Source organism: Streptomyces sp. NBC_01268 (assembly GCF_036240795.1).
Lineage (GTDB): Bacteria > Actinomycetota > Actinomycetes > Streptomycetales > Streptomycetaceae > Streptomyces.
On the sequence record NZ_CP108454.1, the window covers coordinates 5030557 to 5045435 of the forward strand.

At 73.7% G+C, this 14879-nt stretch carries 13 protein-coding genes; 7 read left to right on the forward strand and 6 right to left on the reverse strand.

Going from position 1 to position 14879, the window contains the following annotated elements; genetic code table 11:
* Positions 1-68 precede the first annotated feature (68 nt).
* Both OG309_RS22705 and OG309_RS22710 read left to right on the forward strand, forming a co-directional pair.
* On the forward strand, positions 69-1307 hold the full coding sequence (locus tag OG309_RS22705) for a hypothetical protein (RefSeq protein WP_361838994.1): 1239 nt from the start codon (positions 69-71) through the stop codon (positions 1305-1307).
* Positions 1308-1399: 92 nt separating this feature from the next.
* Positions 1400-2014 carry a DoxX family protein gene (locus OG309_RS22710; RefSeq protein ID WP_329423272.1) on the forward strand — a complete coding sequence of 205 codons (615 nt, stop codon included), beginning with the start codon at positions 1400-1402 and terminating at the stop codon, positions 2012-2014.
* On the opposite strand, the gene OG309_RS22715 is transcribed toward OG309_RS22710, so the two are convergent.
* Both OG309_RS22715 and OG309_RS22720 read right to left on the reverse strand, forming a co-directional pair.
* The gene (locus OG309_RS22715; protein WP_329423273.1) at positions 1924-2184 is read right to left on the reverse strand and encodes a hypothetical protein; all 261 of its coding nucleotides are present in this window, start codon (positions 2182-2184) and stop codon (positions 1924-1926) included. The genes OG309_RS22710 and OG309_RS22715 overlap by 91 nt on opposite strands.
* Positions 2171-3634 (reverse strand): PspC domain-containing protein, encoded by a 1464-nt coding sequence (locus tag OG309_RS22720; protein WP_329423274.1) that lies wholly within the window; start codon positions 3632-3634, stop codon positions 2171-2173. Before OG309_RS22720 ends, OG309_RS22715 begins: the two co-directional genes overlap by 14 nt.
* Before the next feature lie 167 nt (positions 3635-3801).
* Between OG309_RS22720 and OG309_RS22725 the strand changes: the two genes are divergently transcribed.
* Together OG309_RS22725 and OG309_RS22730 are read left to right on the forward strand one after the other, a co-directional pair.
* The gene (locus OG309_RS22725) at positions 3802-5070 is read left to right on the forward strand and encodes a PspC domain-containing protein (RefSeq protein ID WP_329423275.1); all 1269 of its coding nucleotides are present in this window, start codon (positions 3802-3804) and stop codon (positions 5068-5070) included.
* Positions 5067-5777, forward strand: a complete 711-nt coding sequence (locus tag OG309_RS22730) for a response regulator transcription factor (protein WP_329423276.1) — start codon at positions 5067-5069, stop codon at positions 5775-5777. Before OG309_RS22725 ends, OG309_RS22730 begins: the two co-directional genes overlap by 4 nt.
* Before the next feature lie 4 nt (positions 5778-5781).
* On the opposite strand, the gene OG309_RS22735 is transcribed toward OG309_RS22730, so the two are convergent.
* On the reverse strand, positions 5782-6870 hold the full coding sequence (locus tag OG309_RS22735; protein WP_329423277.1) for a C40 family peptidase: 1089 nt from the start codon (positions 6868-6870) through the stop codon (positions 5782-5784).
* Positions 6871-7211: 341 nt separating this feature from the next.
* Here OG309_RS22735 and OG309_RS22740 point away from each other — a divergent pair, with 341 nt between their 5' ends.
* Positions 7212-7565 (forward strand): hypothetical protein, encoded by a 354-nt coding sequence (locus OG309_RS22740; protein ID WP_329423278.1) that lies wholly within the window; start codon positions 7212-7214, stop codon positions 7563-7565.
* A gap of 25 nt (positions 7566-7590) precedes the next feature.
* Here the strand turns inward: OG309_RS22740 and OG309_RS22745 are convergent, their stop codons facing one another.
* Positions 7591-8778 (reverse strand): C40 family peptidase, encoded by a 1188-nt coding sequence (locus OG309_RS22745; RefSeq protein WP_329423279.1) that lies wholly within the window; start codon positions 8776-8778, stop codon positions 7591-7593.
* A gap of 299 nt (positions 8779-9077) precedes the next feature.
* Between OG309_RS22745 and pcrA the strand changes: the two genes are divergently transcribed.
* Positions 9078-11528: a DNA helicase PcrA gene (pcrA, locus tag OG309_RS22750; RefSeq protein ID WP_329423280.1), complete on the forward strand. Its 2451-nt coding sequence runs from the start codon at positions 9078-9080 to the stop codon at positions 11526-11528.
* A 100-nt stretch (positions 11529-11628) separates the two neighbouring features.
* On the opposite strand, the gene OG309_RS22755 is transcribed toward pcrA, so the two are convergent.
* Both OG309_RS22755 and OG309_RS22760 read right to left on the reverse strand, forming a co-directional pair.
* Complete coding sequence (locus OG309_RS22755; protein WP_329423281.1) at positions 11629-13179, reverse strand: M23 family metallopeptidase; 1551 nt, start codon at positions 13177-13179, stop codon at positions 11629-11631.
* A 198-nt stretch (positions 13180-13377) separates the two neighbouring features.
* Entirely contained in the window at positions 13378-14205 is an 828-nt protein-coding gene (locus OG309_RS22760) for a lipase family alpha/beta hydrolase (RefSeq protein ID WP_329423282.1), read from the reverse strand.
* A gap of 224 nt (positions 14206-14429) precedes the next feature.
* Here OG309_RS22760 and OG309_RS22765 point away from each other — a divergent pair, with 224 nt between their 5' ends.
* Positions 14430-14837 (forward strand): cobalamin B12-binding domain-containing protein, encoded by a 408-nt coding sequence (locus tag OG309_RS22765; RefSeq protein WP_329423283.1) that lies wholly within the window; start codon positions 14430-14432, stop codon positions 14835-14837.
* Positions 14838-14879: the final 42 nt, after the last annotated feature.

Genomic DNA, 14879 nt, shown 5'->3' on the forward strand with positions numbered 1-14879 from the left:
CTGCTCGGTGCGGCACAATTCCCAGGAATCAACTGCGAGTTGACGAGGACCGGGAAGTGGGCGGCGCCGTGGCGGTGCAAGAGGCGAGACAGTGCGGGGCGGACGCGGACGGCGGAGGCTGTCCGCACTGCGAGGGCTCCGGGCACCGGCGTGCCGTCGCCGCCTTCCTCGCCCGCCGCGACGAGCTCGCCACGGGCCACGGCGTGCCGGCCGCCCTCGCCCACTCGCCGGTCGCCTCCCGCCAGTGGGTCTCCGACGAACTCGCCCAGTCCGCCCGCACCGTCACCGCGCGCGGCCGGGAGACCGGCGCGGCCCGGCTCGGCCGGGTGCACCGCGGCACCCTCGGCGTCGTGTGGGGCGCGGTGCTCGCCCTGCTCCTCGGCCAGGCCCTCACCGCCGTCGGCACGGGCTGGACCGGGACCCGCACGGCCGCGCTCGGCGCCGCCGTCCTGCCCGCCCTCGCCCTCACCGCGGCAGCCGGGCTGCACCGCGACCGGGGCGGCGTCCTCGCCCCGCTCGTCGGCGAGGACCGGCGGTTCTCCACCTCCCGCACCGTCGCCGCCGGCTGGCTCCTCCTCTGCGTCTTCGCCGTGCTCCAGCTCTCCCTCCTGCTGGCCATCGGCGCGCCCGGGGTGGACCTCGGGCTCCAGCGCGGCGCCGGGCTGCTCGCCGTCTTCGCCCTCGCCTCCGGCGTCACCGTCACCGCCCGGCTGATCGTCTCGCTGCGCGTCGCGGCCCGGCGCCTGCAGAAGGTGTGCGCCGACCGGCCGCGCCCCGCCGACCTGCTCTGCGACGACGACGGCCGCGCCTCCCTCGCCGACGTCCAGTACGTCCTGGTCTCCGGCGCCGTGCTCCTCCTCGCCGCCGTCCGGCTCGGCCGCACCCCCGACCGGCTGCCCGGACTGCCCTGGGCCCTGGTCCTCCTCCTCGCCGTCTCCGCCGCGGTCTACCTCGCCGCCAAGTGCGCGGAGGGCGGCCGGCCGAAGGTCTTCTCGGTGGTCCGGGCCCGCGAGGCGGGCGACCTGGACGCCCCCATCCGGACCGGCGACGACATCGAGATCCGCGGCTCCGGCTTCGTCCCGGCCGGGGCGGCGGGACCCGAGCCGCTGACCCGGCTGGTCGTCCGGATCGGCGCCGTCCACGCCCACGTCCCGCTCGTCCCGGTCCCCGGCGGCTTCGCCAACCCGACCGGCACCACCCTGACCGTGCCCCTCCCGGCCGACGTCGAGCCCGGCCGGGTCGAGGTGTCGGTCGTGACGGCCGCCGGGGTCGAGACCAACCGGGTCACGATCGACGTCGTCGACTGAGGCGACTGCCCGTCCACAGGGAATCCGGGGAGAATCGTTCCGCGGACCGTGTGGTGCGGACAGTGGCGTGGGGCGTGGAGAGGCGGCCGGAGATGGCGGGACGGGCGGACGACGGATCGACGGGTTCGGGCGGCGTACCGGGTACGGGCTCCGGGCCGGGCTCGGACCCGGGCTCGGGCCCGGGTTCCGGATCGGGGGCCGGGGCGGGCCGGGCCGTCGGCTTGGGCGGCTTCGGCGGGGACGGCAGCTGGAAGGCGCTCGCCTCCCGCTACGCCCTCGTTCCGCTGCGGATCTTCCTCGGCGTCACCTTCATCTACGCCGGGCTCGACAAACTGACCACGCCCGGCTTCCTCGCCGACACCGGCCCCGACTCGATCGGCGAGGTCATGCGGGGCGTCCGGGACACCTCCGCCCTGCCGGCCCTCGTCGACGTGGCCCTCAAGAACCCCGTCGGCTTCGGCTACGCCATCGCGCTCGGCGAGCTGCTGGTCGGCGTCGGGACCCTGTTCGGCCTGTACGCCCGGGTCGCCGCGCTCGGCGGGGCGCTGATCTCGCTGAGCCTCTGGCTGACCGTGAGCTGGCAGGTGAACCCGTTCTACCTCGGCAACGACCTCGCCTATCTGATGTCGTGGCTTCCGCTGCTGCTCGCCGGGGCCTCGGTGCTCTCGCTCGACGCCCTGCTCTCCGAGCGCCGGCGTATTCCGTAGGCGGTCCAGGTCGCGAGCGCGGCGACCACGAGGGCACCGCTCAGCACCGGGAACACCACGTACCAGGGGACCGACCAGCGCCCGGCCGCGTCGCCCGCGTAGAGCGCCGCGAGGGCGAGTGCGGCGAGGCCCAGGACCAGGCGGCCGGGGCGGAACTCATGAACCAGCACGGATGACCTCCACCTGTCCGAGTCCGACCTTCAGGAAGAGGTCGATGGTGCCGCCCGGGGTGACGCCCGGCGACGGGGGGAACGTCCGGGTCTCGTCGAGGTCCGGGGCGATGTCGATGTCGTCCGGCGAGCTCGGGTCCGCGGGCCGCGGGGACGGGGGTGCCGGCGGGGACGGCTGCCGGGACGCCGACGGCGCCGGGCCCGTGGGTGCCGCGGAGGGCGGCAGGGGTGCCGTGGGCGCCCCCTGCTCCGGCAGCTGGAGGTCGCCGAGGCCCGCCTGGGCCCGCACCTTCAGCGTCACGTTCCTCGGGACGATCACCTTCAGCTGTCCCGCGCCGACCTCGCCCTGCGTCACCACCGTCGTCCCGGCGGGAACGGCCAGACCCGACAGGTCCAGCGTGCCGACCCCGAGACCCAGCTCGTAGCGCGGCTGCACGGCCGCGACGCCCGCCGGACGCCAGGTCTCGCGGATCCACTCGGTCGAGATCTCCTTCGGCAGCGACGAGGCCGCCGCGAGCAGGCCCGCCGTCACGACCGTGAGGAACACCGTGCCGAAGCCGGTCCTGCCGATCAGGCTGCTGACGACCAGGCCGAGGCCGAACACCGCGAGCGCGGCGACCAGACCGATCTGCAGGCTCGTGCCCAGCGGATGGCCGTGCCAGGAGAGCCCCGTGCCGAGCCCGCCCGCCACCAGAGCGAGCAGGAACACCAGACCGCCGATGGACGGGGGACTCGTCCGCACCCGTGTCGAGGGCGTGGGCCGCTCGGGCACGTCGCGCGGCGGACCCCACTGGCTGCCCGGCGTCGGCACCACGCCGTCGATCTTGCCGTCCTCGTCGAGGACGCCGTGCGGCCCCCACATGTAGCCGATGGCGACCTTGCCGGTGGAGCCGTCCTTGACGATCGGGTCGCGCCACCAGGACGGGAACTCGACCAGCGGCGGGGCCTTCGTCTCGGGCGGCGCCTCGGCGACCGCGAGCGCGGCGGCCGCGTCTATCCGGCCGCCCTCCTCGGCGGTCGCGGCGACCGAGGGGCGCCGCTGCGACCACACCGCCGCCCCGCTCACCGCGACCGACAGGACCAGCGCGAACGCCAGCGTCCCGCCGTTGTGCAGCATCGACAGGAAGATGCCGCAGCCCACCAGGGCCGTCAGCACCGCCGTCAGCGAGGAGCCGGACACCCGGCCGGTCAGCAGCCGGCGGCCCTCGCTCTCCTCCTCGCCCGCGAGCGGGACCAGCAGCCAGGCGAAGCCGTAGAAGAGCAGCCCGACGCCGCCGGTCACCGCCAGCACGCCGAGCGCGATCCGGAAGATCACCGGGTCGAGGTCGAAGTGCCGGCCGAGGCCGTCGCACACGCCGGCCACGACCTTGTGCCCGCGCGACCTGCGCAGGGGCGGGGCGGCCTCGGCCGGCGGCGGGGCCTCGTGGTGCGAAGGCGTCGAACTCGTCATGGGTCCATGGTGACCGCCCGTGACGCCCGGCGGCACCGGGACCGACCCTGCCTTGACCCTGATCTTCCGCCGGCCCCGGACCCCCAACCGACCCCGAGGCGGTTCCGGGGCCGATATCCGGGCGGACCCTGATGCCCCGGGCGGCCCCGGCGTGTGACGATCCATGCATGTCCGCAGCCACCCGTGTCGCAGAGACCGACGAACCGCCCGCCCGCAGGCTCTACCGGAGCGCCGACGGCCGGTGGCTCGGCGGTGTCGCGCGCGGTCTCGCCGGACACCTCGGGCTGCCGGTGATCTGGGTCCGCGCGTTCTTCGTGGTCCTGCTCCTCACGGACGGACTCGGTGCGCTGCTCTACGCGGTGTTCTGGATCGTCGTCCCCCTCGGGGTCGGCGGCCGGGCCACGCCCCGGCCCGTCTTCGAGACCACCCCGGACGGCCGCAGACGCCTCCGCAAGCCCGACAAGGGCCAGGTCTTCGCGCTGGTCGCGCTGGCGGTCGGCATATCCGCGTTCGTCGGCAGCATCAACGTCGACAAGCAGGCGGGGCGCTACGTCTGGCCCTCGCTGCTCATCGGGATCGGCGTCGTCCTCGTCTGGCGCCAGGCGGACAACGCCCGCCGGGCCAGCTGGACCGACCCCGGCCGCAAGCGCCGGGTCCTCCAGCTCGTCCGCGGACTCGTCGGCGTCGCGCTGGTCGGCACGGGCCTCGCGGTCTTCCTCGTGGTCCGCGGCTCCGTCGCGCAGCTCGGCACGGCGCTCACCGCCGCCGTCGCGGTCCTCACCGGCATCGCGCTGCTCGCCGGGCCCTGGCTGGTGCGCATGTCGCAGGACCTCAGCGAGGAGCGCACGCTGCGCATCCGCGCCCAGGAGCGCGCCGAGGTCGCGGCCCACGTCCACGACTCCGTCCTGCACACCCTGACCCTGATCCAGCGCAACGCCGACGACCCGGGCGAGGTCCGCCGGCTGGCCCGCGCCCAGGAGCGGGAGCTGCGCAACTGGCTGTACAAGCCGGAGGGCACCGGCAAGGACGAGGACGAGGAGCCGGCCACCGTCGCGGAGGCGGTCAAGCGGGCCGCCGCCGAGGTCGAGGACAAGCACGGAGTGCCGCTGGAGGTCGTGGTCGTCGGCGACTGCCCGCTCGACGAGAAACTGGGCGCGCAGATGCAGGCCGCGCGCGAGGCGATGGTCAACGCCGCCAAGTACGGTGGCGAGGGCGGGGCGGTGCAGGTCTTCGCCGAGGTGGAGGGCCGGACGGTCTTCGTCTCGGTGAAGGACCGCGGTCCGGGCTTCGACCTGGACGCGGTCCCCGACGACCGCATGGGCGTACGAGAATCGATCATCGGCCGGATGCAGCGCAACGGCGGATCGGCGCGGCTGAGGTCCGTGCCGGGCGGGGGCACCGAAGTGGAGCTCGAGATGGAGAGGGCGGACGGATGAGCGACGGGACCGGGACCGGGAGCGGGGCGGCGGCGCAGGGTACGGAGCGCCGGGTGCGGGTCGTGCTCGTCGACGACCACCGGATGTTCCGCACGGGGGTGCAGGCCGAGATCGGCCGGACCGACGTGACGGGCGTCGAGGTGGTCGGCGAGGCCGCCGACGTCGACCAGGCGGTGACGGTGATCACCGCCACCCGCCCCGAGGTCGTCCTGCTCGACGTGCACCTGCCGGGCGGCGGCGGGGTCGAGGTGCTGCGCCGCTGCGCCAGCCTGATGGCGGCGGCCGAGGACCCGGTGCGCTTCCTGGCGCTTTCGGTCTCCGACGTGGCCGAGGACGTCATCGGGGTGATCCGGGGCGGCGCCCGCGGCTACGTCACCAAGACGATCACCGGCACCGACCTGGTCGACTCGATCTTCCGGGTCCAGGAGGGCGACGCCGTCTTCTCCCCGCGTCTCGCGGGCTTCGTCCTCGACGCCTTCGCCTCGACGGACGCGCCGCCGGTGGACGAGGACCTGGACCGGCTGACCCAGCGGGAGCGCGAGGTGCTGCGGCTGATCGCCCGCGGCTACGCCTACAAGGAGATCGCCAAGCAGCTCTTCATCTCGGTGAAGACGGTCGAGTCCCACGTCTCGGCGGTGCTGCGCAAGCTGCAGCTCTCCAACCGGCACGAGCTCACCCGCTGGGCGACCGCCCGCCGCCTGGTGTAGCCGCTCACCCGACCCGGGTCGCGCCCGCGAACGGCATCTCGTCGATGGGGGCGACCCGGACCGGGGCGCCCGGCCGCGGGGCGTGGATCATCTGCCCGCCGCCGATGTAGAGGCCGACATGGCTGATCCCGGAGTAGAAGAAGACCAGGTCGCCCGGGGCCAGCTCGGAGCGGGAGACCCGGCGGCCGGCGTTGATCTGGGTGTAGGTGGTGCGCGGGAGCGAGACCCCGGCCGCGCGCCAGGCCGCCTGGGTGAGCCCGGAGCAGTCGTAGGCGGAGGGCCCGGTCGCTCCCCACACGTAGGGCTTGCCGAGCTGGGCCTGGGCGAAGGCGATCGCCTCGGTCGCGCGCGCGTTCGGCGCCGTGAGGGGCCCGCGGATCGCCGAGGAGCGGTCGGCCCTGGCCACCGTCGCGGAGCCGCCGGGGACCCCGTCGGCCCCGCCGTGCCCGCCGGCGGCGACGGCCGCCTCGTAACGGGCCCGTTCCTCGGCGGTGAGCCGGGCGAGCAGGGTCCGCGCGGCGTTCAGCTTCCCCTGCACGGTCGCCTTCTGGCGCCGCAGCTCCGCCTCCTGCGCCCGCAGCTCCCGCAGCCGCCCCTCGGACTCGCCGCGCAGCTGCCGTACGGCCGCGAGCTCACGCCGTACGGCGGTGACGGCCGCGGCCTGCCGGTCCCCGGCCTTCTCGGCCAGCGCCGCCCGCTCCAGGTACTGGTCGGGGTCGGAGGTGAGGGCGAGCTGGATGGCGGGGTCGAGCCCGCCGGAGCGGTACTGCGCGGCGGCGACCGCGCCCAGCGCGTCCCGGGACCGGTTCAGCCGCTCGGTCCTGCGGGCCGCCTCGTCGCGCAGCCGGTCGAAGGCCGCCCGTGCCCGGTCCGCCTTCTCCTTCGCCCCGTTGTACTTCTCGGTGGCGGCCTCGGCCTGCTCGTAGAGCCGGTCGACCTCGGTCTTGACCTGCGCGGGGGTCGGCCGCGGCGCGGCGTGCCCGGAGCCCTCGAAGACGGTCGCGGTCGCCGCGGAGGCGAGGGCCAGCGTGACGGCCGTGCGGGCCGCCTGGCCGCCGAGGGGGGACTGCTTGGGCTTGCGGTGCGCTGCCACGAGGGCGGGTCACATCCTCTCCCTGTGGGGGACGCTGCCCGCCGGGGCCGGCGACGGTCCGCACAGGGGGACGGACCGCCGCCGGTCTTTCTCGGCGGGGGCGACCGGCAGCCGCCGGAGTGGCGGAGGTGGGGAGCCGGTCACCTGGGGGAGGACGCTAAACCTGGCCGCCGTACGGCTGCGGGGAGTTGACCGCTACTGGCACCAGTTGATGCTTTCCGACCGTTCCCGTTCGCCGTGGGAGAGGGTCGGGCGGTGCTTGCGGCGGCCGCTGACCGAAGCCCGGGACAAGGTGGACCCGCCCGGCGGCCGGTGCTATGGCCCCGGTTAGGCTCCGCCTCATGGACGCCCTCATCAATGTCTTCGTCGCCCTGCACATCATCGGGATCGCCAGCCTCCTCGGCGGCTTCCTCACCCAGATGAAGGCGATGGGCGCGGGCACCGCCCGCTTCGTGCCGGCGATGCTGCACGGCGCCCTGACGATGCTCGTCACCGGCATCGCCCTCGTCGGGCTCAACCAGGCCGACGACCACACGGTCAACAACCTCAAGGTCGGCATCAAGCTGGCCATCCTCGTGGTGATCCTCGGCCTGGTCTACGTCAAGCGCGACGAGGAGAAGGTCGACAAGGCCGTCTTCGGCGCCGTCGGCGGCCTCACCATGGCGAACATCTTCATCGCCACCCTCTGGGTCTGACCCGGAGGCGGTCCGGTGCGCCCGGTCAGACCGGGCGCACCGAGCCGTAGAGCGGCATGTAGTAGATCGACTCCTCGCGCACGTACGCGCCGGGCTTCGGCGCGTGGATCATCTTCCCGCCGCCGATGTAGATCCCCACGTGGCTGATGTCGTCGTAGAAGAAGACGAGATCGCCGGGGAGCAGGTCCGCCGTGGACACGCGGGTGCCGACCTTCACCTGGTCCCAGGTGGTCCGGGGCAGGTCGACGCCGGCCGCGCGCCAGGCGGCCTGGGTCAGGCCCGAGCAGTCGTACGAGCTCGGGCCCGTCGCCCCCCAGACGTACGGCTTGCCGATCTGGGCGCGGGCGAACGCCAGGGCCTGCTCGGCCTTGGCCGCGTACGTGGAGCCCGACGGGGGCGGCGCGGGCGTGGTCGGCTTCGTGGGGTCGGGCGTCGTCGGGGCGGGCTTCGCCGCGGCCCGGCGCCGGCGCTCGGCGGCGGCCGCCGCCTCGGCCTCGGCCCGCTCCTCCGCCTTGCGGCGCGCCTCCGCCTCCCGCTTGCGCTCCAGCTCCGCCAGCCGGGCCTTCTCCTCGGCCGTCAGCCGCGCGAGCAGCGTCCGCGCCTCGGCCAGCTTCCCCTGCACCGTGCGCTTGCTGGTCCGCAGCGCCGTCTGCGAGGCGGTCAGCTCCGCCAGGCTCCGGGTGGCCCGCGCCCGCTGTCCGGCCGCGGCGGCGCGCTGCGTCTCGTACGAGGCGATCGCGGTGTGCTGCCGGTCCGAGAGCCGGTCCATGAGGTGCGACTGGTCGAAGTAGTCCTGCGGGCTGTCCGCGAAGATCAGGGTGGCGGTCGGGCCGACGGCGCCCGCGCGGTACTGGGCCGCCGCGTACGAGCCGAGGGCGCGGCGCGAGACGTTGATCGTCTCCGTGCGCCGGGCCACGTCGTCGAGGAGCCGGCCGACCTCGCGTCGCTTCCGGTCGGTGGCCTCCTTGGCGCGGTCGTACTCCTGGGTGGCCGTGCCGGCCTCCTGGTACAGCCGGTCGACCTTCGCGCGGACCTCCTCGACCGTCGGCCTGGGGGCCGTCGGCGCCGTCGGCGCCGCGGGCGTGGCCGGCGCGGCCAGGGCGCTCTGCGCGGACAGCAGGGTGACGGAGGCGAGGGCCGCCGTCGTGACGCCGACGGCGGGGGAGTGGGGGCGGGTGGTGCGCGGCTTGCGGTGGGACGCCAAGACCGGCATCTCCTTCCGTGGACGCCGAGGTCCACCGACGGCCGTGGGGGAGGACCGGGGGTGACCGGGGTGCGGCGTGGGCCGCCCGCTCGGCGCGGTGCGCCGACGGTGGGGAGAGCGGGGGACGGGCTGCCTGGGCGAGCACGCTAGCGAGCCGTGGGGCGGCTGGGAAGGCCGGTGTTCGATATGCCCGATACATTTCCGTGACCTGGCGCCCGGCCCGCCGGGACGCTCACCCTCCGCGCTTTCCCGGTCACTTCCGGAGGCGGCAGCGGACTGTCGGTCCGGCGTCCTAGACTCGTGAGGCGATGAGCAGCCTCTTTGACGACAGCTTCCTGGCGAGCCTCCAGAACCACTCCTCGGAGGAGCCCCCGCCCCCGCCCGAGGACCACGAGCCCGGCGCCCCGGCCGCGGAGGAGGTCCCGCACGCCCTCTTCGGGGAGCACTGGGACGCGCCCCCGCCCGAGCGGGACGCCTACTACCGCGACGGTGCCCACCGGCCCGTCGTGGACGCCGCCGCGCTCCTGGACGGGCTGAACGAGCAGCAGCGTGCCGCCGTCGTGCACACGGACACGCCGCTGCTCATCGTCGCCGGCGCCGGCTCCGGCAAGACCCGGGTGCTCACCCACCGCATCGCCCACCTCCTGGGCACCCGGCACGTCCACCCGGGTCAGATACTGGCGATCACCTTCACCAACAAGGCCGCCGGCGAGATGAAGGAGCGCGTCGAGCAGCTCGTCGGCCCGCGCGCCAACGCCATGTGGGTCATGACCTTCCACAGCGCGTGCGTGCGCATCCTGCGCCGCGAGTCGAAGAAGCTGGGCTTCACGTCCTCCTTCTCGATCTACGACGCCGCCGACTCCAAGCGCCTGATGGCGCTGGTCTGCCGCGACCTGGACCTCGACCCGAAGAAGTTCCCGCCGAAGTCCTTCAGCGCCAAGATCTCCAACCTGAAGAACGAGCTGATCGACGAGGAGACCTTCGCCGACCAGGCGGCGGACGGTTTCGAGAAGACCCTCGCCGAGGCCTACCGGATGTACCAGGCCCGGCTGCGCGAGGCCAACGCGCTGGACTTCGACGACATCATCATGACGACGGTCCACCTGCTCCAGGCCTTCCCGGACGTCGCCGAGCACTACCGCCGCCGCTTCCGCCACGTCCTCGTCGACGAGTACCAGGACACCAACCACGCCCAGTACACCCTGGTCCGCGAGCTCGTCGGCACCGGGTACGAGGACCTCGGCCCGGCCGAGCTGTGCGTGGTCGGCGACGCCGACCAGTCGATCTACGCCTTCCGCGGCGCGACCATCCGCAACATCCTCCAGTTCGAGGAGGACTACCCGGACGCGACGACGATCCTCCTGGAGCAGAACTACCGCTCCACCCAGACGATCCTCTCCGCCGCCAACGCGGTCATCGAGCGCAACGAGTCCCGCCGCCCGAAGAACCTGTGGACCAACGCGGGCGCCGGCGCGCAGATCACCGGCTACGTCGCGGACACCGAACACGACGAGGCGCAGTTCGTCGCCGACGAGATCGACCGGCTCACGGACACCGGGGCGGCCAAGGCCGGCGACGTCGCCGTCTTCTACCGCACCAACGCCCAGTCCCGCGTCTTCGAAGAGATCTTCATCCGCGTCGGACTGCCCTACAAGGTCGTCGGCGGCGTGCGCTTCTACGAGCGCAAGGAGGTCCGCGACGTCCTCGCCTACCTGCGCGTCCTCGCCAACCCCGAGGACACCGTGCCGCTGCGCCGCATCCTCAACGTCCCCAAGCGGGGCATCGGCGACCGCGCCGAGGCGATGATCGACGCCCTCTCGCTGCGCGAGAAGATCACCTTCCCGCAGGCGCTCAAGCGCGTCGACGAGGCGTACGGGATGGCGGCCCGCTCCTCCAACGCCGTCAAGCGCTTCAACACGCTCATGGAGGAGCTGCGCACCATCGCCGAGTCGGGCGCCGGCCCGGCCGTCGTCCTGGAGGCGGTCCTGGAGCGGACGGGATACCTGGCCGAGCTCCAGGCCTCCACCGACCCGCAGGACGAGACCCGCATCGAGAACCTGCAGGAACTCGCGGCGGTGGCCCTGGAGTTCGAGCAGGAGCGCGGCGAAGAGCCCGCCACCCTCGCCGAGTTCCTGGAGAAGGTCGCCCTCGTCGCCGACTCCGACCAGATCCCGGACGAGGACGAGGAGGGCTCCGGGGTCATCACCCTGATGACCCTGCACACCGCCAAGGGCCTGGAGTTCCCGGTGGTGTTCCTCACGGGCATGGAGGACGGCGTCTTCCCGCACATGCGCGCGCTCGGCCAGACCAAGGAGCTGGAGGAGGAGCGCCGCCTCGCCTACGTGGGCATCACCCGCGCCCGCGAGCGCCTCTACCTCACCCGCTCCTCGATGCGCAGCGCCTGGGGTCAGCCCTCGTACAACCCGGCCTCGCGCTTCCTGGAGGAGATCCCCGCCGCGTACCTGGAGTGGAAGCGGACCGGCCCCATGGCCAAGCCCGCCGGGCCCACCTCGGGGATCACCTCCTCGCTGTCCTCCTCGCGCTCCCGCTCCGGCCCCTCGGGCTTCGCCACCCGGCGGACCAGCGACAAGCCGGTGATCTCGCTCCAGGTCGGCGACCGGGTCACGCACGACCAGTTCGGCCTGGGCACGGTCATGGCCGTGACGGGCGTGGGCGCGGACGCGCAGGCGACGATCGACTTCGGCGACGAGAAGCCCAAGCGCCTCCTGCTGCGGTACGCGCCGGTCGAGAAGCTGTAGGGGCGTCGAAGCCCCGGGGTGTGGCCCCGGGGCGCACGCCCACGCGGAAGGGGCCCCTGCCGGATGTCGGCGGGGGCCCCTTCCACGTACGCGGGTGGTGTCAGCCGGTCGGGTCGAGACCGCGGCTGAGCAGCCAGGGCAGCGGGTCGATCGCCGCGCCGCCGTTCGGCCGGACCTCGAAGTGGAGGTGCGGACCGGTGGAGTTGCCGGAGTTGCCGGAGTACGCGATGACCTCGCCGGCCTTGACCTTGCCGGAGCGGATCTTGGTGCTGCTGAGGTGGCAGTACCAGGTCTCGGTGCCGTCCTCCATGGTCACGATCGCCATGTTGCCGTAGGCGCTGTTCCACTGGGTGCGCACGGTGCCGTCGGTCGCGGCCATCACCGGAGTGCCGTACTGCACCGGGAAGTCGATGCCCGTGTGCACGGACATCCAGTTGACGCCGGACTGGCCGAAGCGCGCGCTGAGCTGGTGCAGCTTGACCGGGAGCAGGAACTTCGGCCGCAGGGCCTCCTTGCGGGCCGCCTCCTCCTCGCGCTTCTTCTTCTCCAGCTGCTGGCGCTGCCGCAGGTCGATGCGCTCCTGGGTGCGGCTGGCGCGGTCGCCGAAGTCGCGGGCCTCGGCACTGAGCGCGGCGAGCTGGGTGTCCAGCTCGCTGTTGGCGGCGACCTGCTTGACGGAGGCCGGGTCGGCGGCGGCGAGGGACGTCGTGTCGTCCTTCGTGTCCGCGCCGGGGTCGGTGAGCCCGCCGACCGAGGCGGCGGCGATACCGGCGACGCCCATGACGCAGGCGGACGGGACGGCGACCGTGAGGAGCGCGGACCGCTTGGCGGGCGTACGGCGCCGGCCGCGGCTGCCGCCGCCGGAGGAGCGGCGCGCGGGGCGGGCGACGACGGGCGGGAGCTCGTCGGCGGCGGCCTCGGGGAGGACTTCGAGGCCGATCATCGTCTCGGCGTCGTGGAAGGCGTGGAGCTCGGGCTCCGGCTCCCCCTCGGCCTCCGTCTCCGTCTCCGCCTCGGCCTCGTGGCCGAGGTCGTACGCGGGGACCTGCATGGTCTCGGAGTAGGCCGGGACCTGCGCGGTCTCGGAGTACGCGGAGTACGCGTCGAGGTCGAACTCGAACTCGGCGGTGTGCTCGGGGCCCGGCGTGTACTGCTGGGGGACGACCGGCTCGGGCGTCGCGCCCTGGTTCCAGGCGGTCGCGGCGGTCATGTCGGTCACGGCGGTCATGTCGTAGGCACCGGTCTCGAAGCCGGGCGTCGTCCACTGGCCGGTGGTGTCGTACGAGGCGAAGGCCGCGGCCTCGTACGGGCCGGTCTGCTGGGCCTCGGTCCAGGCGGTGGCGTCCCACTGACCGGTGGTGGTGTACGAGCCGTAGGAGCCGGTGTCCCACTGGCCGGTCTGGACGCTCTGGTCGGTGTGACCGGCGTAGCCGCCGTACCCGTTCGGGTCGGGCTGGCCGGCGTACTCGGCCTGCCCGGCGTACGCGGTGTGACCGGTGTGCTCGGCGTAGTCGCCGTACATGCTCTGACCTGCGCTGTGACCTGCTGCGTAGCCGGCGTCGTAGGTGCCGAACAGCGGGTCGACGGTGAAGCTCCCGGTGGTCTGGGTGCCGTCCGTGACGTACCCGGCGTGGGGATGCTGGTCGTTCACCAACAACTTCTCTCTCGCCTCGGCAGCAGGGGGTCAAGCAGTGGCGTGACTGTACCCGGCGGTATGCGCGCCCGACAATCTTCCGCGGGTTTCGAGCCGCCAGGAAACGGGCAATCGGCCGTCTTTCGGTGGGTAGCGGAGAGAGCTTTGGCTCTGTGTTCGAGGAACGTTCGAAGAACGGGGCCCGGCGCCCGTACCTCAGGCCACGGAGCTGGCCCCGGGGGCGGCGCCCGCGGCCCCGGCGGCCGGGCCGTCGTCGTCCAGCGCGTCGAGGACGCCGGCCGCGACCGTCGGGTGCACCGGCAGCGCGAGATGGCCGATCCCGCTCACCCGCACGTTGTGGACGATCAGGTCCGGGTGGTCCAGACGGGCCGTCTCGACCGGCACCATCACCTGGTCCAGCTCGCTCCAGAAGCTCACGAAGCGGGTCCGGACGCCCGGAGCGGGCCCGGCCAGCTCGCGCAGCACCTCCGAACCGGGACGCATCTGGCGCACCAGGGGGTGCGCGTCGGCCAGCGGCACGACGGTGGTGCCGGAGTGCGGGGTGCCCAGCATGACCAGCGTGCGCACCCGAGCGTCACCGCCGAGCCGCTGTACGTAATAGCGTGCGATCAGACCGCCCAGGCTGTGGCCCACGAGGTCGACCTCCGCGTGGCCGGTCCGGGCCTGGATCTCCGCCACCCGGCGCCCGAGCAGCTCGGCGGCGGTCCGCAGGTCGCCGGTGAGCGGGGAGTAGTCGAACGACTCGACGCGGTCCCGGCCGTGCCGGGCCAGGGCCCGGCGGAGCAGGACGAAGACCGAGCGGTTGTCCACGAAGCCGTGCAGCAGCACGACCGGGCGGCCGGCGGCGGCCCCCTCGGCACGCGGACCACCCCCGGTGCTCCCGGGGCCGGCGGCCACCGGGCCGCGCGGGCGACGTTCGGCGACGAGCCCGGTGGGGTAGAGGACCAGGTGTCCGGCAAGGACCGCCAGCTCCAGGGCTGCGGCCTTCACGCGGTCGGCGACGTCGGTGGGGATGAGCTCCATCGTCGGCCTCCGTCCCGGGACGGAGGTGCGCCGCACCTCCGTGCCGTGCGGCTGGCGGCGCGGTGATACGGCGACCCCGTGGCGGCTCCTCCGCGGAGCGAACGATGTCCCACGTGTGATTTCCCCCTCGCTGTCCACCGTGAAACGGCCGCTTGCGGGATGCTGGCGATAACGTTCGTTCACTTTCCCGCGGCCAGGCGCGGGGGTCGCATGTGGAGGCACTGATGGGTGTGACCGGTCCGATCCGAGTGGTGGTGGCCAAGCCGGGTCTCGACGGCCACGATCGCGGGGCCAAGGTGATCGCGCGTGCGCTGCGCGACGCCGGTATGGAGGTCATCTACACCGGGCTCCACCAGACGCCCGAGCAGATCGTGGACACCGCGATCCAGGAGGACGCCGACGCGATCGGCCTCTCCATCCTCTCGGGCGCGCACAACACGCTGTTCGCCAAGGTGCTGGAGCTGCTGAAGGACCGCGACGCGGAGGACATCAAGGTCTTCGGCGGCGGCATCATCCCCGAGGCGGACATCGCGCCGCTGAAGGAGAAGGGCGTGGCCGAGATCTTCACCCCGGGCGCGACGACCGGCTCCATCGTGGAGTGGGTCAACGCGAACGTCCGCGTGGCGGCGTAACGGCGCCGACGGACCCGAGGGCCCGGGGCGGGCGGCGCGTGG